Source organism: Streptomyces sp. NPDC005483 (assembly GCF_040606035.1).
Taxonomy (GTDB): Bacteria; Actinomycetota; Actinomycetes; order Streptomycetales; family Streptomycetaceae; genus Streptomyces.
Window position 1 is genome coordinate 337,003 of sequence record NZ_JBEXEA010000009.1, and the last position, 19,592, is coordinate 356,594.

Consider the following 19,592-nt stretch of genomic DNA (forward strand, 5'->3'; position numbering starts at 1 on the left):
CCGGGGGAGAAAGGGCTGCTTCGAGAGCGCGGGTGCTTTGAGGCGGCGCCGGTTGGCGGGGCGGGTCTGTCGTGCGGTTCGCCCGCAGGGGAATGGGTGCGAGCGCTCGGCCCGCGCTGGAGGGAACTGTTCGTCCGGCTGTGGAGGGTGGGCGCCGTGCTGTGCCTGCCCGGCGTGGTCGGCGTGTCCCGTTCCGCGGGGCCGGGCCTGTAGGGCGCGGTCCTCTCGGGCACCGGCCGACCGCGATCAACGCCATCCCGAACCTCGGCACCGTCGCGCTCGGAGCCTTCGAGAAGGGCACGGCCAGGACTCCCTGCTGCGGGCGGCCGCGGGGTCGGCGTGGTCCCGGCCAGGGCCGCCTGGCTGCTGATCCTGTCCATGCCGCTCGACGTCGCCGGATGAGCGAACGCCATGGTGCCCCTGACCGCGCTGTCCTTTTTCACGTCCCGACCTCGTCCACGGCACCGGCTGGGGGTGGACCGCGTGAGACCGCAGACCACCTGAGACCGCCGTCTCGGGGGACGGGGAAGCGAGGCGCCCCGCGGACCGACTGCTTCGGTCCGCGGGGCGCCTCGACATGCGTACTGCTGCTCAGTCCTTGATCTCGCAGATCGCCGCGCCCGAGGTGATGGACGCGCCGACCTCCGCGGCCAGGCCCTTGATGGTGCCGGAGCGGTGGGCGTTCAGGGGCTGTTCCATCTTCATGGCTTCGAGGACAACGACGAGGTCGCCCTCCTTGACCTCCTGGCCCTCCTCGACCGCGATCTTGACGATCGTGCCCTGCATGGGGGAGGCGAGGGTGTCACCGGAGGCGACGGGGCCGGACTTCTTGGCGGCCCGGCGCTTGGGCTTGGCGCCCGCGGCCAGTCCGGTGCGGGCCAGGGACATGCCCAGGGAGGAGGGCAGGGAGACCTCAAGGCGCTTGCCGCCGACCTCGACGACGATCGTCTCGCGGTCCGTCTCGTCCTCGGCCTCGGTGTCGGCGGGGGCGGTGAAGGCCGGGATGTCGTTGACGAACTCGGTCTCGATCCAGCGGGTGTGGACCGTGAACGGGTCGCTGGAGCCGGTGAGTTCGGGGGCGAAGGCCGGGTCGGTGACCACCTTGCGGTGGAAGGGGATCGCGGTGGCCATGCCCTCGACCTGGAACTCGGCCAGGGCACGGGCGGCGCGCTGCAGGGCCTGTTCGCGGGTGGCGCCGGTGACGATCAGCTTGGCCAGCAGGGAGTCCCAGGCCGGGCCGATGACCGAGCCGGCCTCGACGCCGGCGTCCAGGCGGACGCCGGGGCCAGAGGGCGCCTCGAACTTGGTGACGGTGCCGGGGGCGGGCAGGAAGCCGCGGCCCGGGTCCTCGCCGTTGATGCGGAACTCGAAGGAGTGGCCGCGCAGTTCGGGGTCGCCGTAGCCCAGTTCCTCGCCGTCGGCGATGCGGAACATCTCGCGCACCAGGTCGATGCCGGCGACTTCCTCGGTGACCGGGTGTTCGACCTGGAGGCGGGTGTTGACCTCGAGGAAGGAGATGGTGCCGTCCTGGCCGACGAGGAACTCGCAGGTGCCGGCGCCCTCGTAGGAGGCTTCCTTGAGGATCGCCTTGGACGCCCGGTACAGCTCGGCGACCTGCTCGTCGGAGAGGAAGGGCGCGGGGGCCTCCTCGACCAGCTTCTGGTGGCGGCGCTGCAGAGAGCAGTCACGGGTGGAGACGACGACCACGTTGCCGTGCTTGTCGGCCAGGCACTGGGTCTCCACGTGCCGGGGGCGGTCCAGGTAGCGCTCGACGAAGCACTCGCCGCGACCGAAGGCGGCCACCGCCTCGCGCACCGCCGAGTCGTACAGCTCGGGGACCTCTTCGAGGGTGCGGGCGACCTTCAGGCCGCGGCCGCCACCGCCGAAGGCGGCCTTGATGGCGATCGGGAGCCCGTGCTCCTTGGCGAAGGCCACCACCTCGTCGGCACCGGAGACCGGGTCGGGGGTGCCCGCCACCAGGGGGGCACCGGCGCGCTGGGCGATGTGCCGGGCGGCGACCTTGTCACCCAGGTCGCGGATGGCCTGCGGGGGCGGGCCGATCCAGATCAGGCCCGCGTCCAGGACGGCCTGCGCGAACTCGGCGTTCTCCGAGAGGAAGCCGTATCCGGGATGGATGGCGTCCGCGCCCGACTCACGCGCGGCGCCCAGGACCTTGTCGATGTCCAGGTAACTGGTGGCCGGGGTGTCACCGCCCAGGGCGAACGCCTCATCCGACGCGCGGACATGCGACGCGTCCCGGTCCGGGTCGGCATACACGGCCACGCTCGCGATACCGGCATCCCGGCAGGCCCGGGCAACGCGGACAGCGATTTCGCCACGGTTGGCGATGAGCACCTTGCGCACGATTGAGGCTCCCTCCATGAAACAAGCCGAGTTTAGGGACTGCCGACACGGCTCTTCGACCCGTCCCCTGTGGTGACCTTCCCCACACGGAGCGTGATACGAGCTTGCACGACTCGCGAAATCCCTTGTCGCACCTCGGTACGCAGGGCTCCTCCCGGAAACCCTAGCCCTCCTCTGTGGCCAAGGTCTCTGTGAGAGCGTGCTGCGGACCACTCCGATTCTTTGTGGAGTCCCTACGAATGGCCCAATGATTCTTTGCCCCCGGCCGAACCCTTGTCCCGAGGTTTACCCGTTAGTAGCGTTCGCGCTGTATTGAACGTACGTCGGCTGACAAGAGCACGGCTCGAAAGTGGGTGGGGACCGGTGATACGCAGGCCGGTGGCGTGGGTCGTGGCGGTCGTCCTCTTCGTCGAGGCGTTCGGCGTGGCGGTGCTGAACTGGATCATGGGCAGTCTCGTCGACGCGCAGAACATGTCGCTGGCCGGTCTGGACCCGGACGCGATGTCGATGTCCTCGAAGATCGGCGGGGTCGTCTTCGGTCTCTACTTCATGCTGTGCGCGCTGGTCGCCCTGCTGGTGGCGGTGCGCGACCGGGAGCCCGCCGGGCTCGGCCGGGTCCTGCTGGTCAGCGCGGCCGTGGTGCACGGCGTGCTGGGGGCGGTCGCCTGGGCGCTGATCGGCTGGCCCCAGTTCCTCTTCATGGTCGTGATGCTCGGGCTGATCGTGCTCGTGCTGGTGACCTACGACGGACGGCGGGGACCGGTCGCGGCGGGGCCGCAGGACACGAAGGGCCCGGTCGGCCCCGAGGGTGCCGAGGAGCCGGAGGGCCCCCAGGGGGCCGCCGCCGGCTCGCCGCTCACGCCTCCGCCGGCGCCCACAACTCCGTGATGCCGACGCCGAGGTCGGCCAGCAGCCTGCGCAGCAACGGCAGGCTGAGGCCGATCACATTGCCGTGGTCGCCGTCGATGCCCTCGATGAACGGGGCCGAACGGCCGTCCAGGGTGAACGCCCCCGCGACGTAGAGGGGTTCGCCGGAGGCGACGTACGCGGCGATCTCGTCGTCGGTCGGCTCGCCGAAGCGGACGACGGTGGAGGCCACCGCCGAGACGTACCGGCCGCTCGTGGTGTCGTAGACGCAGTGGCCGGTCTGCAGGGTGCCCGCGCGGCCGCGCATGGCCTTCCAGCGGGCCGTCGCCTCCTCGGCGTCGGCCGGCTTGCCCAGTGCCTCGCCGTCCAGGTCGAGCACCGAGTCGCAGCCGACCACCAGCGCACCCTTGACCTCAGGCTTCGCGGCCACCACGGAGGCCTTCGCCTCGGCGAGGGCGAGCGCCAGTTCGGCGGGGGTGGGGGCGGTGACGGCGTCCTCGTCGACCCCGCTCACGAGCACCTCGGGAGTGAGGCCGGCCTGTCGCAGCAGGCTCAGCCGGGCGGGGGACTGGGAGGCGAGCACGAGTCGGCGGCGCGGCTGATCGGTCATGCGGTCAGCGTAGTCCGATCAGCGCAACCCGATCACGATCATCGCGAGCACCATGGCCAGCGCCAGGAAGATGCTCAGTCGCCGAAGCATGTCCTGCATGTCGCGCAGTTCCTTCGGCGGTTCGTTCTCGGGGTCGGACCACAGCATGGTTTCCAGCGTGCGTCGATTTCGTGGCCGGCGCCTGAGTACGCGTACTCAACTTCTCCAAACGGTACTGTTGTCCCATTAGTAGTCCGTGAGAGGGGTACGTGTCGTGTTCACCACCGCTTGGTCCGCCTCGCCTCAGCTCCCCGCCGAGGGCTTCACCCCCAACTGGTCCCGCGAGGGCTTCTGGCGCCAGTCCGTGCGCCAGGTCGTCCGGCTGTCGGCAGGCGGGGGGCGGCTGCGGATACGGCTGTCCCACGCGTACGGCACCTCGCCGGTCCGGCTCGCGGGCGCCACGATCGGCCGTACCGCCGTGGGGGCCGCCATTGAGCCGGGATCGCTGCGAAGGCTCACCCTCGCGGACGAGATTCCCGCCCGGGGTTCGCTGGTGAGCGAGCCCGTCGACCTCGCCGTGGCCGCCGGGGACTCGGTCACGGTCACGCTGTACTTCGAGGCGGCGACCGGGCCCGCGACCTTTCACGCACAGGCCTTCACTGTCGCTTACCGGGGGCAGGGGGACCTGCTGGACGGTGCCGGAGCGGACGGCTTCGACGCGGTCAGCGAGTCCTGGTACTTCCTGGCCGCCGTCGAGACGGACTCCGGGCGCACGGACGGTGTCGCGCTCTTTGGGGACTCCGTCACGGACGGGTTCGGGTCCACGGTCGGCGCGGACCGGCGGTGGTCGGACGCGCTGGCCCGGCTGAGCGGGCGGCCTGTGCTGAACGCCGGGATCGGCGGGAACCTGCTGCTCAACGACTCCGCGTGGTACGGGGAGAAGGGGGTCGCGCGGTTCCGGCGGGATGTACGGGGGCTTGCCGGGGTGGACACGGTGGTCGTGCTGCTGGGGCTCAACGACCTCGGGTTCAGCGAGACCGACGACCAGCCCACCTACCAGCCCGCGCCGGTGGTGGAGGCGGCCGAACTCATCGCCGGACACCGGGAGTTGCTACGGCAGGCTCAGGGGCTGCGGGTGATCGGGTGCACGCTGCCGCCGTTCGGGGGCTCCGACCACTGGGGTGAGCACGCGGCGAAGGTCGCGCACGAGCTCGCCGAGTGGGTGCGCTGCTCCGGCGAGTACGACGCGGTGGTCGACCTCGCGCGGGAGCTGGCCGATCCGGGAGACCCGGACCGGCTGCACCCGTCGTACGACTTCGGCGATCACCTGCACCCGAACGATCTCGGGTACCAGGTGATGGCCGAAGCGGTGTCAGCCGTCCTCTAGGACGGCCAGTAGGTCCGCGTCCACGCCGTCGGCCCCGGCTGGGGCAGGCGGCGGCCCGCGATGCGGGACGGGTCGGACCACGCGGCCTTCTGCTCCTCCGCGCCCGACGGCGTGTCCGTCGCCGCCGCGGCGCGGGCCCGGACCACCGCCAGGGCGGCGGCGAGCTCCTCCGGGGTGGGGTTTCCCCGTACGACCTTGATGTTCATGACGGCTCCCGGCAGGGCTAGAGGGGGATGTTGCCGTGCTTCTTCGGAGGCAGGGACTCGCGCTTGGTGCGGAGCTGGCGCAGACCCCGGACCACATGGCGGCGGGTGTCCGACGGCATGATCACGGAGTCGATGTAGCCGCGCTCGGCCGCGATGTAGGGGTTGAGGAGGGCGTCCTCGTACTCCTGGATCAGCCGGGCCCGGGTCGCCTCCAGCTCTCCCGCGGCCTCCGCCTCCGCGATCGTGCGGCGGTGCAGGATGTTGACCGCGCCCTGGGCGCCCATGACGGCGATCTGGGCGGTGGGCCAGGCGAGGTTGAGGTCCGCGCCGAGGTGCTTGGAGCCCATGACGTCGTAGGCGCCGCCGAAGGCCTTGCGGGTAATCACCGTGATGAGGGGGACCGTGGCCTCGGCGTAGGCGTAGATCAGCTTGGCGCCGCGGCGGATGATGCCGTCGTGCTCCTGGTCGACGCCCGGCAGGAAGCCCGGGACGTCCACGAAGGTGATCACCGGGATGTTGAAGGCGTCGCAGGTGCGGACGAAGCGGGCCGCCTTCTCGGACGCGGTGATGTCCAGGCAGCCGGCGAACTGCATCGGCTGGTTGGCGACGATGCCGACGGGGTGGCCCTCGACGCGGCCGTAGCCGGTGAGGATGTTCGGCGCGAACAACGGCTGCGTCTCGAAGAACTCGGCGTCGTCCAGGATGTGCTCGATCACCGTGTGCATGTCGTACGGCTGGTTCGCGCTGTCCGGCACCAGCGTGTCCAGCTCGCGGTCCTCGTCGGTGACCGCGAGGTCCGCCTCCTCCGCGTACACCGGCGGCTCGGACAGGTTGTTGGACGGCAGGTACGACAGCAGCTGCTTGACGTACTCGACGGCGTCCTTCTCGTCCCCGGCCATGTGGTGGGCCACGCCGGACACCGAGTTGTGGGTGCGGGCGCCGCCCAGCTCCTCGAAGCCGACGTCCTCGCCGGTGACCGTCTTGATGACGTCCGGACCGGTGATGAACATGTGCGAGGTCTGGTCGACCATCACGGTGAAGTCGGTGATCGCCGGGGAGTACACGGCTCCGCCCGCACAGGGCCCGACGACCAGGCTGATCTGCGGGATGACACCGCTCGCGTGGGTGTTGCGGCGGAAGATCTCGCCGTACGCCCCGAGGGAGGCGACCCCCTCCTGGATGCGGGCACCGCCGGAGTCGTTGATGCCGATGACCGGGCAGCCGGTCTTCAGCGCGAAGTCCATCACCTTGACGATCTTCTGGCCGTAGACCTCGCCCAGCGCGCCGCCGAAGACGGTGAAGTCCTGGGAGAACACGGCGACGGGGCGGCCGTCGACGGTGCCGTACCCGGTGACGACGCCGTCGCCGTAGGGCCGGTTGTTCTCCAGGCCGAAGTTGGTGGAGCGGTGCCGGGCGAACTCGTCCAGCTCGACGAAGGAGCCCTCGTCGAGGAGGAGCTCGATGCGCTCACGGGCCGTCAGCTTGCCCTTGGCGTGCTGCTTCTCGACGGCGCGTGCGGAGCCGGCGTGCGTCGCCTCGTCAATACGGCGCTGGAGATCCGCGAGCTTGCCCGCGGTGGTGTGGATGTCGATCTCTTCCGGCTCGGACATCGGTCTCGCGGCTCCCTGCCTGCTCAAAAGGGGGGACGGTTACTCATCCGTAGAGTAGTGGTGCCCCTACGAATCAGCAGTGCGGCGTTTCACACACCTAGGGTGGCTTGCATGACGCCGCGAGATGTTTCAGGAGACGACAGCCGTTGGTCGGACCTCGACCGGCCGCCCCTCAACGCCGCCGCGCTGCGCCGCGGGCTGGTGCGCGAGGGCGGGCTGTGGTCCGGGATCGAGGTGGTGGCCGCGACCGGCTCCACCAACTCCGACCTGGTCGCCCGCGCCGCCGCGGGCAAGGCGGCCGAGGGCGCGGTCCTCGTCGCCGAGGAGCAGAGCGCCGGGCGGGGTCGCCTGGACCGCCGGTGGACGGCACCGCCGCGGTCGGGCCTCTTCTTCTCCGTCCTGCTGACGCCCGCCGACGTGCCGGTCGCCCGCTGGGGGTGGCTGCCGCTGCTCACCGGCGTCGCGGTGGCGACGGGCCTGTCCCGGTCCGCCGGCGTGGACACGGCCCTCAAGTGGCCCAACGACCTTCTCGTGACCGTGGGCGGCGAGGAACGCAAGGCGGGCGGAATCCTCGCGGAGCGGGCGGGCGAGGGCGGCGTCGTGGTGGGCGTGGGCATCAACGTCACCCTCAGGGAGGACGAGCTGCCGGTCCCGACCGCGGGTTCGCTGGTGCTGGCCGGAGCGGTGAGCACGGACCGCGACCCCCTGCTGCGGGCGGTGCTCCGGTCACTGGAGGAGTGGTACGACCGCTGGAGGGCGGCGGCCGGTGATCCGACGGTGAGCGGGTTGCAGGAGACGTATGCGGCGGGGTGCGCGACGCTGGGACGTACGGTGCGTGCCGAGCTGCCGGGAGATCGTTCCCTGGTGGGGGAGGCGGTCGCGGTGGACGGCGACGGCCGCTTGGTGATCGCGACGAAGGAGGGCGTACAGGAACCGGTGGGTGCAGGAGACATCGTGCACCTGCGACCGGCGTAAGTGGACCTGCCTCTTTGACCCGAAGGCATCAGCCACCCCTCCTCGGGAGTGAGCTAACCCACACCTGCCGTACAGTTGAGGCCGGTCGATACCTGACCGTGACAGATCGGAAGGGCAGCAGGCGTGACCGCAGACGACACGGGCTCCGGCGCGGACGCGACCCCGCACCCGCTCGCCGTGCGTCTCGAACAGCTCATCCTCGGCGCCGAGCGGCGCTACACCCCCTTTCAGGCGGCCCGCACCGCCGGCGTCTCCATGGAGCTGGCCACCCGCTTCTGGCGGGCGATGGGCTTCGCCGACGTCGGCCAGGCCAAGGCGTTCACCGAGGCGGACGTCCTCGCGCTGCGCCGGCTCGCCGGTCTCGTCGAGGCGGGGCTGCTGAGCGAGGCCATGGCCGTACAGGTGGCGCGATCCACCGGGCAGACCACCGCCCGGCTCGCCGAGTGGCAGATCGACTCCTTCCTGGAGGGCCTGACCGATCCTCCCGAGCCGGGCATGACCCGTACCGAGGTGACGTACCCGATCATCGAGCTGCTCCTGCCCGAGCTGGAGGAGTTCCTCGTCTACGTCTGGCGCCGCCAGCTCTCGGCCTCGGCAGGGCGGGTCGTGCAGGCCGCCGACGACGAGGAGATGGTCGACCGGCGGCTGTGCGTCGGCTTCGCCGACCTCGTCGGGTTCACGCGGCTGACCCGCCGTATGGAGGAGGAGGAGCTCGGCGAACTCGTCGAGGCCTTCGAGACCACCGCCGCGGATCTCGTGGCGGCGCGGGGCGGTCGGCTCATCAAGACCCTCGGCGACGAGGTGCTGTACGCGGCCGACGACGCGGCCGTCGCCGCCGAGATCGCGCTGCGGCTGATCGAGACCATGGCGAACGACGAGACCATGCCCGAACTGCGCGTCGGCATCGCCTTCGGCACGGTGACCACCCGCATGGGTGATGTCTTCGGTACGACGGTGAACCTCGCCTCCCGGCTGACCTCGATAGCTCCCCGGGACGCCGTCCTCGTGGACAGCGCCTTCGCCGAGGAGCTGATCCGCCACGGCGAGGCGCCCGCCTCCGAGGCCGAGGCGGCCGAGGCCGCGGCCACCGCCGAGAAGGAGGGCGAGGAGCCGCCGACCTACCGCTTCGCGCTCCAGCCGATGTGGCAGCGGCCGGTGCGTGGACTCGGCGTCGTCGAGCCCTGGCTGCTGACCCGCAGGGACGTGGCCCCCTCCTAGCCCCCCTGCCGCACGCACAGGCCGACGATCGGCACGCACAGGCCGGGTGCGGGCTGGGCCGAGTGCGTGGGCTGGGGCGTGGATGCCGGCGTCGGTGGGGCAGTGGTCGGGGCGGGTTGCGGGGCGGCGGTCGTCGCGGGCGCGCGGGGCGTGGTGTCCGCCGTGGGTGTCCGGGCCGGTGCCGGTGTGTTCGGTGCGTCCGGGATCGTCGTGGGGGCCGCCGCGAGCGGCAGGGGTACGGCGGTCGCGGACCCTGCCGGTCCCAGGGAGGTGCCCGGTGTGGGGGTCGCGGAGATGCCGCCCATCGCCGTGGTCGACGACGGGCTCGCCTGCGGGACGGAGCCCACGGTCGCGGCGGCGTTCGTCGCCCGGTCCGCGCCGGTGCCGGTGTCGATGTCCGTGTCCGCGCCCGGAGCGGCCTGGGGGTCCGGCTCCGTCGCGCCGAAGCCGCCCACTCCCGCGTCGGGGGTCAGCCGTACGAGGCTCAGGGCGCCGGCGGCCAGGGCGAGGCCGCCCGCCGCGAGCAGGACCTTGCGGGGACGGGGCTTGCGGTGCCGGCCACGCGGTGCGAACAGGCGGATGCCGCCGTCCTCCGCCATGCCTGTCGTCGTCATCGTGGCCGTCATGGTTCCTCCCCTGGTGCCTGCGCCCCCTGTGCGCCATGGCGGAGCGCACGTTATGCGCTGCCGTGGGCGATGGGGGACGAGTTGGGCGGGATGTCACTCGAACGGGGTGTCGGGTGGGTAAGCGGGAACCTTTCGCGGTGGGGGTGGGACTGCGATGATCGGAGCGTTCTTGTTAACCCGCGTTAACCGGGAGGGTGTCATGGGTGAGGAGCGGTTCGGGGAGTTCGTGCTGGTCAGGCGGCATGGGGACCAGGGGGTCGCGGAGCTGGTCCTCGATCGGCCCAAGGCGATGAACGCGGTCTCCACGGAGATGGCGCGGTCGGTCGCCGCCGCCTGTGCCGCGCTGGGGGGTGATCAGGGCGTGCGGGTTGTCGTGCTGACCTCCACGCACGAGCGGGCGTTCTGTGTCGGGGCGGATCTGAAGGAGCGGAACTCCCTCAGCGACGCGGAGCTCCTGCGACAGCGGCCGGTGGCCCGGGGGGCGTACACGGGGGTGCTGGAGTTGCCGGTGCCGACGATCGCCGCGGTGCACGGGTTCGCCTTGGGCGGGGGCTTCGAGCTGGCGCTGTCGTGCGACCTGATCGTGGCCGACCGTACGGCGGTGGTGGGGTTGCCGGAGGTGTCGGTGGGGGTGATCCCCGGGGGCGGGGGGACGCAGTTGCTGCCGCGGCGGGTGGGGGCGGCGCGGGCTTCCGAGCTGATCTTCACGGCGCGGCGGGTGGAGGCGGAGGAGGCGCAGCGGCTGGGGCTCGTGGATCAGCTGGTGGAGGCCGGGGAAGACCGGGAAGCGGCCTTGTCGCTCGCGGCCCGGATCGCCGCGAACTCGCCCGTGGGGCTGCGGGCGGCGAAGCGGGCGCTGCGGCTCGGGCAGGGGCTGGACCTGCGGGCCGGGCTGGAGGTGGAGGACGCGGCGTGGCGTGCGGTGGCGTTCTCCGGGGACCGGGCGGAGGGGGTGGCGGCCTTCAACGAGCGGCGGGCGCCGCGGTGGCCCGGGCAGTGACGGTGCCTGCGGCGCTTGGGCGGATTCGGGTTCGGGTTCGGGTGCGGCTTGGTGGGGGCGGGCGTTCTGCGCAGTTCCCCGCGCCCCTGAATGCCTGCGGCGCAGCGAACGGCCCGTAGTGGCGCAGGGTGACTGCAACCCCCCAGGGGCGCGGGGAACTGCGCAAACGCCCGCCCCCACCGATCCGCACCCGCCCGACCACCTCATGTGGCCGTTCCTGACGCGCACGTTCTCGAACGGCCCAACCGCACCCCGGCCCCCACCCGAATCCTCCCTAACCTGGAGTGATGGGTGAGGACATCCGGCTGGCCGCGGTCGTCGCGTTGGCTCAGGGCATGGCGGCGGCCCACGGCTCGCGGGAGGCGTGGCGGGCCGCCGCCGCCGGGGCGTGCCGTGCGCTGGGGGGAAGCTTCGCCGCGTTGTCGGTGTGGGAGCGGGAGCTCGGGCGGCTCAGGGTGCTGGTGAACGTGGGGGACCGGGCCGCCGGTGAGGAGGAGTTCCCGGAGGGTGAGGCCTACCCCGTGCACCAGTTCCCGGAGATCACCGAGTTTCTGCACGAGCGCTGGGCCGGGGGCGGGGAGCCCAACGCGTGGGTCGAGACGGCGGAGGGGCCGGCGGCCGGAGGGCGGCCCGGATATGTGCACCAGCGTGTTGCCGCGCTCCGCAGGCGGGGGCGCGGGAGCTGTGTCGTGGCCCCGATCGTGCTGAACGGGCGGGCCTGGGGGGAGCTGTACGTCGCCCGGCCCGCCGGTGCCCCCGTCTTCGGCAGGGAGGACGCCGACTTCGCCACCGTACTGGCCGCCGTCGTGGCCGCCGGGATCGCCCAGGCGGAGCGGCTGGAGGAGGCGAGGCGGCTGGCGTACACGGACGCGCTGACGGGGCTCGCCAATCGCCGTGCCGTGGACGCGCGGCTCGACGAGGCCGTCGACCGGCACAAGCGGGACGGTGCCGTGGTCAGTCTCGTCGTGTGCGATCTCAACGGGCTGAAGCGGGTCAACGACACGCGTGGGCACGCCGTGGGCGACCGGCTGCTGGAACGTTTCGGGTCGGTGCTGTCGCTGTGCGGGGCCATGCTGCCGGGTGCCCTTGCCGCTCGGCTCGGTGGGGACGAGTTCTGCCTGCTCGCCGTCGGGCCGTCCGCCGACGATGTCGTCCGGGCGGCCGATGAACTCTGCCGTCGGGCCGGTGAGCTGGAGCTGGGGGAGGGAGTGGCGTGCGGGGTCGCTTCCACCGCGGATCCCATCGGTCCCGTGCGGTCCGCCCGGCGGCTGTTCCGGCTCGCCGATGCCGCGCAGTACCGGGCCAAGGCCGAGCGTGCCCAGAGGCCCGTCGTCGCGGGGCGGGGCGGGCCCGACGATCCCGTCGTACGGCTGGCCGATGCCGCCCCCTCCGGGTCGACGGCCGAGCGGCGGACGTTCCGGGGGCGTGAGCCCTGAGGGGGCCGGTGCCTGTAAGGGGCGTAACCCCGACCCAGTAGTGACATCCTCGAATTCAATGCGTACGCTCCTGAATATGGATATGCACACTGTGGTGGTGGGGACGTCCGGGGTCACCGCGTCCGACGTCCTTGCCGTGGCGCGGGACGGTGCCCGTATCGAGCTCTCCGAGGAAGCGCTGGCCGCTCTTGCCGCGGCCCGTGGGATCGTGGACGCCCTCGCGGCCAAGCCCGAGCCCGTCTACGGCGTCAGCACCGGCTTCGGCGCCCTCGCGACCCGGCACATCAGCAAGGAGCTCCGGGCCCAGTTGCAGCGCAACATCGTCCGCTCGCACGCCGCCGGCATGGGGCCGCGGGTCGAGCGGGAGGTCGTACGGGCGCTGATGTTCCTGCGGCTCAAGACCGTCTGCTCGGGACACACGGGGGTGCGGCCGGAGGTCGCGCAGACCATGGCCGACGTGCTCAACGCCGGGATCACGCCGGTCGTCCACGAGTACGGGTCGCTCGGCTGCTCCGGGGACCTCGCGCCGCTGTCCCACTGTGCCCTCACGCTCATGGGGGAGGGGGACGCCGAGGGGCCGGACGGGACCGTGAGGCCCGCCGGTGAGCTGCTCGCCGAGCACGGGATCGCGCCCGTGGAGCTGCGGGAGAAGGAGGGCCTCGCCCTTCTCAACGGCACCGACGGCATGCTCGGCATGCTGGTCATGGCCCTTGCCGACCTGGACATGCTCTACAAGTCCGCCGACATCACGGCCGCCCTGTCGCTGGAGGCACTGCTCGGCACCGACAAGGTGCTGGCGCCCGAGCTGCACGCCATCCGGCCGCATCCGGGGCAGGGGGCGTCCGCCGCCAACATGTTCGCCGTGCTCCAGGGTTCGGAGCTCACCGGGCACCACCAGGACGACGCGCCCCGGGTCCAGGACGCCTACTCTGTGCGCTGCGCGCCGCAGGTCGCCGGGGCCGGGCGGGACACCCTGGCCCATGCGCGGCTGGTGGCGGAGCGGGAGTTGGCTTCGGCCGTCGACAACCCGGTCGTCCTGCCCGACGGGCGCGTCGAGTCCAACGGCAACTTCCACGGCGCCCCCGTCGCCTACGTCCTCGACTTCCTCGCCATCGCCGTCGCCGACCTCGCGTCGATCGCCGAGCGGCGCACCGACCGGCTGCTCGACAAGAACCGGTCGCACGGGCTGCCGCCGTTCCTCGCCGACGACGCCGGCGTGGACTCCGGGCTGATGATCGCCCAGTACACCCAGGCCGCGCTGGTCAGTGAGCTGAAGCGGCTGGCCGTACCGGCGTCCGCGGACTCGATCCCCTCGTCCGCCATGCAGGAGGACCACGTCTCGATGGGGTGGTCGGCCGCGCGCAAGCTGCGTACCGCCGTCGGCAACCTCACCCGGGTGCTCGCCGTCGAGTTGTACGCCGCCTCGCGCGCCGTCGAGCTGCGCGAGGGCCTGAGCCCGGCGCCGGCGACACAGGCCGCCATCACCGCCGTACGCAAGGCGGGAGTCGAGGGGCCCGGTCCCGACCGGTTCCTGGCGCCGGACCTCGCCGCGGCGGACGAGTTCGTGCGGGAGGGGCGGCTGGTGTCGGCCGTGGAGGCCGTGACCGGACCGCTGCTGTAGGCGGACGGGGCCCTGTTCGCGATACGGCTGAACAGGGCCCCCGCGTCGGTTACTTGAGCTTGGCCGGCTGGGCGTCGATCAGGGTCGTCGGCACGGCCGCCGCCTTGCCGCTGTCGAGCGAGGCGAAGTCCACCGTGCAGTACGACGTGACGGTGTTGCCGGCGCGGACCACCTCGGTGTTGAAGGTGGCCGTGCCCTCGCCGTCCATCTCGGAGCCGACGGAGAACGCGACGGACTCGTCGCCCTTGCCGGAGGGCTTCCCCGCGGCGACCTTGGTGATCTTCTGCTTCTCGCCCTGGGCGGTGATGGTGAAGCCGCCGGAGCAGGCGGCGATGCCGTCGGCGACGGCCTTGACGGCCTTCTCGGCGCCGTCGCCGTCGCCGTCGTAGGAGGACAGGCCCACGAAGGTCATCTCGACGTCGAGGACGGCCTCCTCCTCCGAGGACGGGGTGGCCGTGGGGCTCTTCGTCAGGGTGTTGCTCGCGCCCGCGTCCGTGTCGCCCGGCGCGAGACCGGCCATGGCGTGGGCCGGCGGGGCACAGTCGGCCTTGTCGGTCTTCACCTCGCCCTTGGCCTTCGGGAGGGTGTCGTCGCCGTCGGCGGCCTCGTACCCGGTGACATCGCCCTTGGCGAGCAGCAGCTTCTCGAGCTCGGCCGCGCTGAGCGCCTTCGCGGCGGCCGTGGTGATGAGGGCGAGCGACAGCACGCTCATGGTCGCCGTGGCGCCTATGCGCGCCCTCGATGATCTCCGCACGTGCGGACTATGAGCGTTTCGCCAAGAAAACGTCAAGCGCGTTTAAAAACCCAGGCGTTCCCGCCGTACCGAATAGACGACGAAGCCCGCACCCAGCGTGAGGAAGAGGGTGCCGCCGACGACGTACGGCGTGGTGTCGAAGCTGCCGGTGTCCGCGAGCCGGGTGCCGTCCGTGGACGTCTCCGCGCTCGTGGTCGTGACCCGCGCCTGCGTCGTGGCCTGCACGGACGGCTCTGTTCTCGCCGGCTGATCCTGGGTCGCGTTGGCGGACGGGACGAACCACAGGGCACCCAGCAGGGTCCCCGCGGCGGTGGCGGTCAGCAACGGACGACGAACGGATGACACGGAATATCGATCCCCTTGTGGTGCTGGCGAATTGGCCGTGTGGGGCGATGTTAGTGAAAGTCGCGGGTCACGGGAAAGTCACGGGAGGCATGGGCTTTACGCTCCGGGCATGAGCACTGAAGAGACATCACGTTTTGTGCGGCTTCGGGTGGAACTCGTCGTCGAGGTCGACGACCAGGAGGCCGTGACGCGGGCCGCGCTCGCGCGGATCGCGGACGATCCGGACATGCCGGACGACGAGCGGGCGCATGCCGAGAGCGCTGTGACGGAAGACACGGCGGAGGCGCTCGCGTATCTCGTGGACCCGTTCGACCTGGTCGGAGAGGTGTCGGGGGTCGAACTGGCCCAGGCGTCCTGGAGCAGCGAGCACATCGACTACGACCCGGATTCGCCGGACTGGGACCTCGACGAGGATGATGTAGAGGAAGACGAGGAAGAAGAGGTCGTCGGCTGAGCGCGCTGGGAAAATCGTGACCCCGGGCGGCAACCGCCGTCCGGGGTTTCGTCGTCTCACGGGTCGCACGGACCGACAGACGCACCTGCCGCCACGGCGGACGTGGTGTGCCCCACACCTTCCGAGAAGGTGGAACGGGACGAACCGGTCGTAGCGTTCAGGTTTTATTGACGGGGACTCTCGGGATTTCGGGGTTTCTGGGATTCGGCAACGATGGAGAAGCGTGTGATGACGGTCAGTAAGCGGCGCAGGGGCCTGACGGTCGCGTCCGCTCTGCTCGGCGGGGTGCTGGTGCTCTCGGCCTGTTCCAGTGGCGACGACTCCTCGTCGGGGGGCAGCGGCAGCGGCGGCGACACCTCGCAGGCCAAGGCCGACGAGGCGGCGGCGAAGAAGAGCTCCCAGGCCGAGATCAAGATCACACCCAAGGACGGCACGGACAACGCCTCCATCAACAACTCCGCCGCCGTCACCGTGAGCAAGGGCACGCTCACCGACGTGACGATGACGACCACCGAAGGCGCGAAGGTCGCGGGCGAGCTGTCCGCCGACAAGACCAGCTGGAAGCCCGACGCCCAGCTGGAGCGCTCGACGACCTACAAGGTCGCCGCGGAGGCCAAGGACTCCGACGGGCTCGTCGCCCACGAGAACGCCTCGTTCACGACGGTCTCCCCGGCCAACAGCTTCATAGGCAACTTCACGCCGGAGGACGGCTCGACCGTCGGCGTGGGCATGCCGGTGTCGATCAACTTCGACAAGGCGATCACCAACAAGGCGGCCGTCCAGAAGGGCATTTCCGTCTCCTCCAGCAGCGGTCAGGAGGTCGTCGGCCACTGGTTCAACGCCAACCGCATCGACTTCCGCCCCGAGGACTACTGGAAGGAGAACTCCACCGTCACGCTGAAGCTCGCGCTCGACGGTGTCGAGGGCGCCTCCGGTGTCTACGGCGTCCAGCAGAAGACGGTCACCTTCAAGATCGGCCGCAACCAGGTCTCGTACGTCGACGCCAAGACCAAGCAGATGAAGATCACGCACAACGGCACGACGATCAAGACCATCCCGATCTCGGCCGGTTCGCCGGAGAACAAGACGTACGAAGGCATCATGGTGATGTCCGAGAAGTTCAAGGAGACGCGCATGAACGGCGCGACCGTGGGCTTCACCGACGACGACGGCAAGGGCGAGTACGACATCAAGGACGTGCCGCACGCCATCCGCCTCACCAACTCCGGCACCTTCGTGCACGGCAACTACTGGGGCGCCAAGTCGGTCTTCGGCAACGTGAACACCAGCCACGGCTGCGTGGGCCTGTCCGACACCAAGGGCGCCAACGACACCGGCACGGCGGGCTACTGGTTCTACACCAACTCGATCGTCGGCGACGTGGTCGTCGTCTCCAACACCGGCGACAAGACGGTGGCCCCGGACAACGGCCTCAACGGCTGGAACCTGAACTGGGCGGACTGGAAGGCCGGGTCGGCGGTCTGACCCACCCGGGATTCACAGTTTTCCGATGCCGCCCCCAGGGGCGGCATCGGTGTTTCCGGGGTCTCGCACAGCCTTCTCATGCAGCTCTTATTCGGGCCTTATGGAGTCATCACGCGCCGTACCTACTTTGCGGCCATGTTCTTCACCTACCTGAGGCGCGAACTGCGCCGCCGCAGAAAGGCGGCCCTCGTCGTCGCCTCCGGGCTCGCGCTCGGGATCGCGCTGGTCATCGTGGTCAGCTCCGTGTCGTCCGGCATGGGGAAGGCCCAGGACAAGGTCCTCCAGTCGCTGTACGGGCTCGGCACGGACATGACGGTCACCAAGGCCGCCGCCGCTCCGAGCGCCGACAGCTCCGAGCGGCCGCGCTTCCAGTTCGACGCGCAGGACAACGGCTCCGACGCGGAACAGAGCACCGACCGGGTCTTGGTGCAGGGGTTCCAGACCCTGTCCACCTCCACCGTCACCAAGGTCGGCCGGCAGACCGGCGTCTCGGACGCGGTCGGCGGGCTGAGCCTCCAAGTCATCAAGGTCAGCGGGCAGTTCACCCGCGGACAGTTCCAGCAGAACCAGAACGGCGGCAACCAGCGGAGCGGCCCCGGCGGCGGCACTGGGCAGCCGCAGGGTGAAGTACAGGGCGGCGGCGCCAACTTCGACGTCAACAACTACTCCGTCTTCGGCACCGACGTCACCAAGGCGGCCCTCGGCCCGCTGACCTCCTCCAAGATCACCAGCGGCCGTACGTTCAAGTCGACCGAGACCGACGCCAAGGTCGCCGTCGTCGACTCCGCGTACGCCAAGGAGAAGAAGCTCAAGGTCGGCTCCACCGTCACCGTCAAGAGCGTCAAGTTCAAGGTGATCGGCGTCGCCACCGCGGACAGCGGGGACGCGGCCGCCAACGTCTACATCCCGCTCACCCAGGCGCAGACCCTCAGCGACTCGAAGAGCAAGGTCACCACGATCTACGTCAAGGCGGCCGACTCGCAGAAGATCGACTCCGTCAAGTCGACTATCCAGAAGAACATCTCGGGTACGACGGTCACGACCTCGGCGGATCTCGCGGACACCGTGTCGGGGTCGCTGTCCACGGCGTCCTCGCTCGCCACGAACGTCGGCAAGTGGCTGTCGATCGCCGTGCTCGTCGCCGCGTTCCTCGTCGCCGGCCTGCTGACCTCGTCCGCGGTGTCGCGCCGGGTGCGGGAGTTCGGCACGCTGAAGGCGCTGGGCTGGAAGTCGGGGCGGGTGACCCGACAGGTCGTCGGCGAAGCCATGGTGAACGGGCTGCTGGGCGGGGCGCTGGGTATCGCGCTCGGTCTCGGGGGCGCGTACGTCGTCACGGCCGTCAGTCCCACGCTGCAGGCGCAGTTGGGCGGTGGCGGCGGTAACGCCGGCCCCGGTGGTGGCGGCTTCGGCGGTCCCGGCCGCCAGGCTGCCGCCAAGACGCTGGACGTCGCCCTGACCGCCCCGGTCAGCCTTACGACGGTGGCGGTCGCTGTGGGACTGGCGGTGGCCGGTGGCCTGATCGCGGGAGCGTTCGGCGGCTGGCGCGCGTCCCGGCTGCGGCCGGCGGATGCGTTGCGCCGAGTCGAGTAGCCGGCGGTTGCTGCGGTACCGGTGCGCCCACGGATGTGCCTCGCCTCGTGGTCTCGCGGGTGCGGGGCGCCGTGGCTGGTCGCGCAGTTCCCCGCGCCCCTGAGTGGGTGCAGACAAGGCATGCCACAGCCGCACCCACCTCACCCGCCCGCAGCCGACAACGACTCGCACCACCCCGAACCCCACCACCCCAGGAGTCCCCATGTACGAACTCAGAAGTGTCACCAAGCGCTACACCCGAGGCAAGGACACCGTCGACGCGCTCGCCGGTGTGGACCTCACCATCGCCGACGGAGACCGTCTCGTCATCCAGGGCCCCACCGGCGGCGGCAAGTCCACCCTGCTCCAGATGCTCGGCGCGCTGGACAAGCCCACGGAGGGCGAAGTCGTGCTGGACGGCACCGACTTGGCGAAACTGTCGGAGGCCAGGCTGACCAAGGTCCGCAGCGAGAACATCGGCTTCGTCTTCCAGTCCTTCAACCTCATCCCCACCCTCACCGCCCAGGAGAACGTCGAGACCGCCCTCGTACCCCTCGGCGTGAAGGGGAAGGAGCGGCGGGAGCGAGCGGCCGAGGCCCTCACCTCCGTCGGGCTCGGGGAGCGGCTCTCGCACCTGCCCTCCGAGATGTCCGGAGGACAGCAGCAGCGCGTCGCCATCGCGCGTGCCCTCGTCAAGCAGCCGAAGGTGCTGCTCGCCGACGAACCCACCGGCAACCTCGACGAGTCGATGCGCGACGAGATCATGGACGTACTCGAACGCATGTGGAAGGAGCTGGGGTTGACCTTCATCATGGTCACCCACGACTCCGCCATCGCGAAGAAGGCTCCCCGCCTCGCCACGATCCGCAAGGGCAGGATCACGGTGAAGGAGAACGCCGCCACCTGAACGCGCAGACTCAACTCCCCCTGAATCCGGCAGTCTTGTAACAGACTTTGCTGTCGGAGACTTGTCTATTGAGGTCGTGATCACCCCTCGGCATACTGCGAGCACCGGGGGGTGTGCGTACATGCGTGCGCGTCTGCCCCCGCCCGGGTGAACGGGGAATTCACCCGGTCCATCTGCAA

The 19,592-nt window shown here is 70.8% G+C and carries 19 protein-coding genes; 11 read left to right on the forward strand and 8 right to left on the reverse strand.

The genetic code is table 11. The features are described from left to right. Positions 1-591 precede the first annotated feature (591 nt). Complete coding sequence (locus ABZT06_RS20060; RefSeq protein ID WP_355742146.1) at positions 592-2,364, reverse strand: biotin carboxylase N-terminal domain-containing protein; 1,773 nt, start codon at positions 2,362-2,364, stop codon at positions 592-594. A 363-nt stretch (positions 2,365-2,727) separates the two neighbouring features. On the opposite strand from ABZT06_RS20060, the gene ABZT06_RS20065 reads away from it, so the two are divergent. After that, on the forward strand, positions 2,728-3,252 hold the full coding sequence (locus ABZT06_RS20065; RefSeq protein WP_355742149.1) for a hypothetical protein: 525 nt from the start codon (positions 2,728-2,730) through the stop codon (positions 3,250-3,252). Here the strand turns inward: ABZT06_RS20065 and ABZT06_RS20070 are convergent. Next, positions 3,221-3,841 (reverse strand): nucleoside triphosphate pyrophosphatase, encoded by a 621-nt coding sequence (locus tag ABZT06_RS20070; protein WP_355742152.1) that lies wholly within the window; start codon positions 3,839-3,841, stop codon positions 3,221-3,223. The genes ABZT06_RS20065 and ABZT06_RS20070 overlap by 32 nt on opposite strands. An 18-nt stretch (positions 3,842-3,859) precedes the next feature. After that, positions 3,860-3,988 carry a hypothetical protein gene (locus ABZT06_RS20075; RefSeq protein ID WP_107405694.1) on the reverse strand — a complete coding sequence of 43 codons (129 nt, stop codon included), beginning with the start codon at positions 3,986-3,988 and terminating at the stop codon, positions 3,860-3,862. Between the two features lie 106 nt (positions 3,989-4,094). On the opposite strand from ABZT06_RS20075, the gene ABZT06_RS20080 reads away from it, so the two are divergent. Further along, positions 4,095-5,207, forward strand: coding sequence for an SGNH/GDSL hydrolase family protein (locus ABZT06_RS20080; RefSeq protein WP_355742155.1), 1,113 nt, complete (start codon positions 4,095-4,097; stop codon positions 5,205-5,207). On the opposite strand, the gene ABZT06_RS20085 is transcribed toward ABZT06_RS20080, so the two are convergent. Both ABZT06_RS20085 and ABZT06_RS20090 read right to left on the reverse strand, forming a co-directional pair. After that, positions 5,204-5,413: an acyl-CoA carboxylase subunit epsilon gene (locus ABZT06_RS20085; protein WP_355742158.1), complete on the reverse strand. Its 210-nt coding sequence runs from the start codon at positions 5,411-5,413 to the stop codon at positions 5,204-5,206. The two genes, ABZT06_RS20080 and ABZT06_RS20085, sit on opposite strands and share 4 nt — an antisense overlap. Positions 5,414-5,430: 17 nt before the next feature. Next, positions 5,431-7,023 (reverse strand): acyl-CoA carboxylase subunit beta, encoded by a 1,593-nt coding sequence (locus ABZT06_RS20090; RefSeq protein ID WP_355742161.1) that lies wholly within the window; start codon positions 7,021-7,023, stop codon positions 5,431-5,433. A 111-nt stretch (positions 7,024-7,134) separates the two neighbouring features. Here ABZT06_RS20090 and ABZT06_RS20095 point away from each other — a divergent pair, with 111 nt between their 5' ends. Next, complete coding sequence (locus tag ABZT06_RS20095) at positions 7,135-7,998, forward strand: biotin--[acetyl-CoA-carboxylase] ligase (protein WP_355742164.1); 864 nt, start codon at positions 7,135-7,137, stop codon at positions 7,996-7,998. Positions 7,999-8,121: 123 nt separating this feature from the next. Beyond that, a complete protein-coding gene (locus tag ABZT06_RS20100; protein ID WP_352389013.1) occupies positions 8,122-9,216 on the forward strand; it encodes an adenylate/guanylate cyclase domain-containing protein in 1,095 nt (364 codons plus the stop codon). On the opposite strand, the gene ABZT06_RS20105 is transcribed toward ABZT06_RS20100, so the two are convergent. Further along, on the reverse strand, positions 9,213-9,842 hold the full coding sequence (locus tag ABZT06_RS20105) for a hypothetical protein (RefSeq protein WP_355742168.1): 630 nt from the start codon (positions 9,840-9,842) through the stop codon (positions 9,213-9,215). The two genes, ABZT06_RS20100 and ABZT06_RS20105, sit on opposite strands and share 4 nt — an antisense overlap. 199 nt (positions 9,843-10,041) lie before the next feature. Between ABZT06_RS20105 and ABZT06_RS20110 the strand changes: the two genes are divergently transcribed. The 3 genes from ABZT06_RS20110 (at position 10,042) to hutH (ending at position 13,899) form a co-directional block, all read left to right on the forward strand. After that, complete coding sequence (locus tag ABZT06_RS20110; protein WP_355742171.1) at positions 10,042-10,842, forward strand: enoyl-CoA hydratase-related protein; 801 nt, start codon at positions 10,042-10,044, stop codon at positions 10,840-10,842. 287 nt (positions 10,843-11,129) lie between these two features. Beyond that, a complete protein-coding gene (locus tag ABZT06_RS20115; RefSeq protein WP_355742174.1) occupies positions 11,130-12,278 on the forward strand; it encodes a GGDEF domain-containing protein in 1,149 nt (382 codons plus the stop codon). An 82-nt stretch (positions 12,279-12,360) separates the two neighbouring features. Continuing rightward, positions 12,361-13,899: a histidine ammonia-lyase gene (hutH, locus tag ABZT06_RS20120; protein WP_355742267.1), complete on the forward strand. Its 1,539-nt coding sequence runs from the start codon at positions 12,361-12,363 to the stop codon at positions 13,897-13,899. A 49-nt stretch (positions 13,900-13,948) separates the two neighbouring features. On the opposite strand, the gene ABZT06_RS20125 is transcribed toward hutH, so the two are convergent. Both ABZT06_RS20125 and ABZT06_RS20130 read right to left on the reverse strand, forming a co-directional pair. Continuing rightward, entirely contained in the window at positions 13,949-14,653 is a 705-nt protein-coding gene (locus tag ABZT06_RS20125) for a hypothetical protein (RefSeq protein WP_355742177.1), read from the reverse strand. A gap of 42 nt (positions 14,654-14,695) precedes the next feature. Continuing rightward, on the reverse strand, positions 14,696-14,977 hold the full coding sequence (locus ABZT06_RS20130; RefSeq protein ID WP_355742269.1) for an LPXTG cell wall anchor domain-containing protein: 282 nt from the start codon (positions 14,975-14,977) through the stop codon (positions 14,696-14,698). Between the two features lie 130 nt (positions 14,978-15,107). On the opposite strand from ABZT06_RS20130, the gene ABZT06_RS20135 reads away from it, so the two are divergent. From ABZT06_RS20135 to ABZT06_RS20150, 4 genes are all read left to right on the forward strand, one after another. After that, the gene (locus tag ABZT06_RS20135; RefSeq protein WP_355742179.1) at positions 15,108-15,452 is read left to right on the forward strand and encodes a hypothetical protein; all 345 of its coding nucleotides are present in this window, start codon (positions 15,108-15,110) and stop codon (positions 15,450-15,452) included. A gap of 213 nt (positions 15,453-15,665) precedes the next feature. Then, on the forward strand, positions 15,666-16,937 hold the full coding sequence (locus ABZT06_RS20140; protein ID WP_355742182.1) for an Ig-like domain-containing protein: 1,272 nt from the start codon (positions 15,666-15,668) through the stop codon (positions 16,935-16,937). 135 nt (positions 16,938-17,072) lie between these two features. Further along, on the forward strand, positions 17,073-18,527 hold the full coding sequence (locus tag ABZT06_RS20145) for an ABC transporter permease (protein ID WP_355742184.1): 1,455 nt from the start codon (positions 17,073-17,075) through the stop codon (positions 18,525-18,527). A 202-nt stretch (positions 18,528-18,729) separates the two neighbouring features. Next, a complete protein-coding gene (locus ABZT06_RS20150; RefSeq protein ID WP_355742186.1) occupies positions 18,730-19,413 on the forward strand; it encodes an ABC transporter ATP-binding protein in 684 nt (227 codons plus the stop codon). Positions 19,414-19,592 lie beyond the last annotated feature (179 nt).

Bases quoted from the DNA above. Each gene is read 5' to 3' on its own strand.
- ABZT06_RS20070 (WP_355742152.1), bottom strand. From the start codon at position 3,841: ATGACCGATCAGCCGCGCCGCCGACTCGTGCTCGCCTCCCAGTCCCCC.
- ABZT06_RS20075 (WP_107405694.1), bottom strand. From the start codon at position 3,988: ATGCTGTGGTCCGACCCCGAGAACGAACCGCCGAAGGAACTGCGCGAC.
- ABZT06_RS20085 (WP_355742158.1), bottom strand. From the start codon at position 5,413: ATGAACATCAAGGTCGTACGGGGAAACCCCACCCCGGAGGAGCTCGCC.
- ABZT06_RS20090 (WP_355742161.1), bottom strand. From the start codon at position 7,023: ATGTCCGAGCCGGAAGAGATCGACATCCACACCACCGCGGGCAAGCTC.
- ABZT06_RS20095 (WP_355742164.1), top strand. From the start codon at position 7,135: ATGACGCCGCGAGATGTTTCAGGAGACGACAGCCGTTGGTCGGACCTC.
- ABZT06_RS20105 (WP_355742168.1), bottom strand. From the start codon at position 9,842: ATGACGGCCACGATGACGACGACAGGCATGGCGGAGGACGGCGGCATC.
- ABZT06_RS20110 (WP_355742171.1), top strand. From the start codon at position 10,042: ATGGGTGAGGAGCGGTTCGGGGAGTTCGTGCTGGTCAGGCGGCATGGG.
- ABZT06_RS20115 (WP_355742174.1), top strand. From the start codon at position 11,130: ATGGGTGAGGACATCCGGCTGGCCGCGGTCGTCGCGTTGGCTCAGGGC.
- hutH (WP_355742267.1), top strand. From the start codon at position 12,361: ATGCACACTGTGGTGGTGGGGACGTCCGGGGTCACCGCGTCCGACGTC.
- ABZT06_RS20135 (WP_355742179.1), top strand. From the start codon at position 15,108: ATGAGCACTGAAGAGACATCACGTTTTGTGCGGCTTCGGGTGGAACTC.
- ABZT06_RS20140 (WP_355742182.1), top strand. From the start codon at position 15,666: ATGGAGAAGCGTGTGATGACGGTCAGTAAGCGGCGCAGGGGCCTGACG.
- ABZT06_RS20145 (WP_355742184.1), top strand. From the start codon at position 17,073: ATGTTCTTCACCTACCTGAGGCGCGAACTGCGCCGCCGCAGAAAGGCG.
- ABZT06_RS20150 (WP_355742186.1), top strand. From the start codon at position 18,730: ATGTACGAACTCAGAAGTGTCACCAAGCGCTACACCCGAGGCAAGGAC.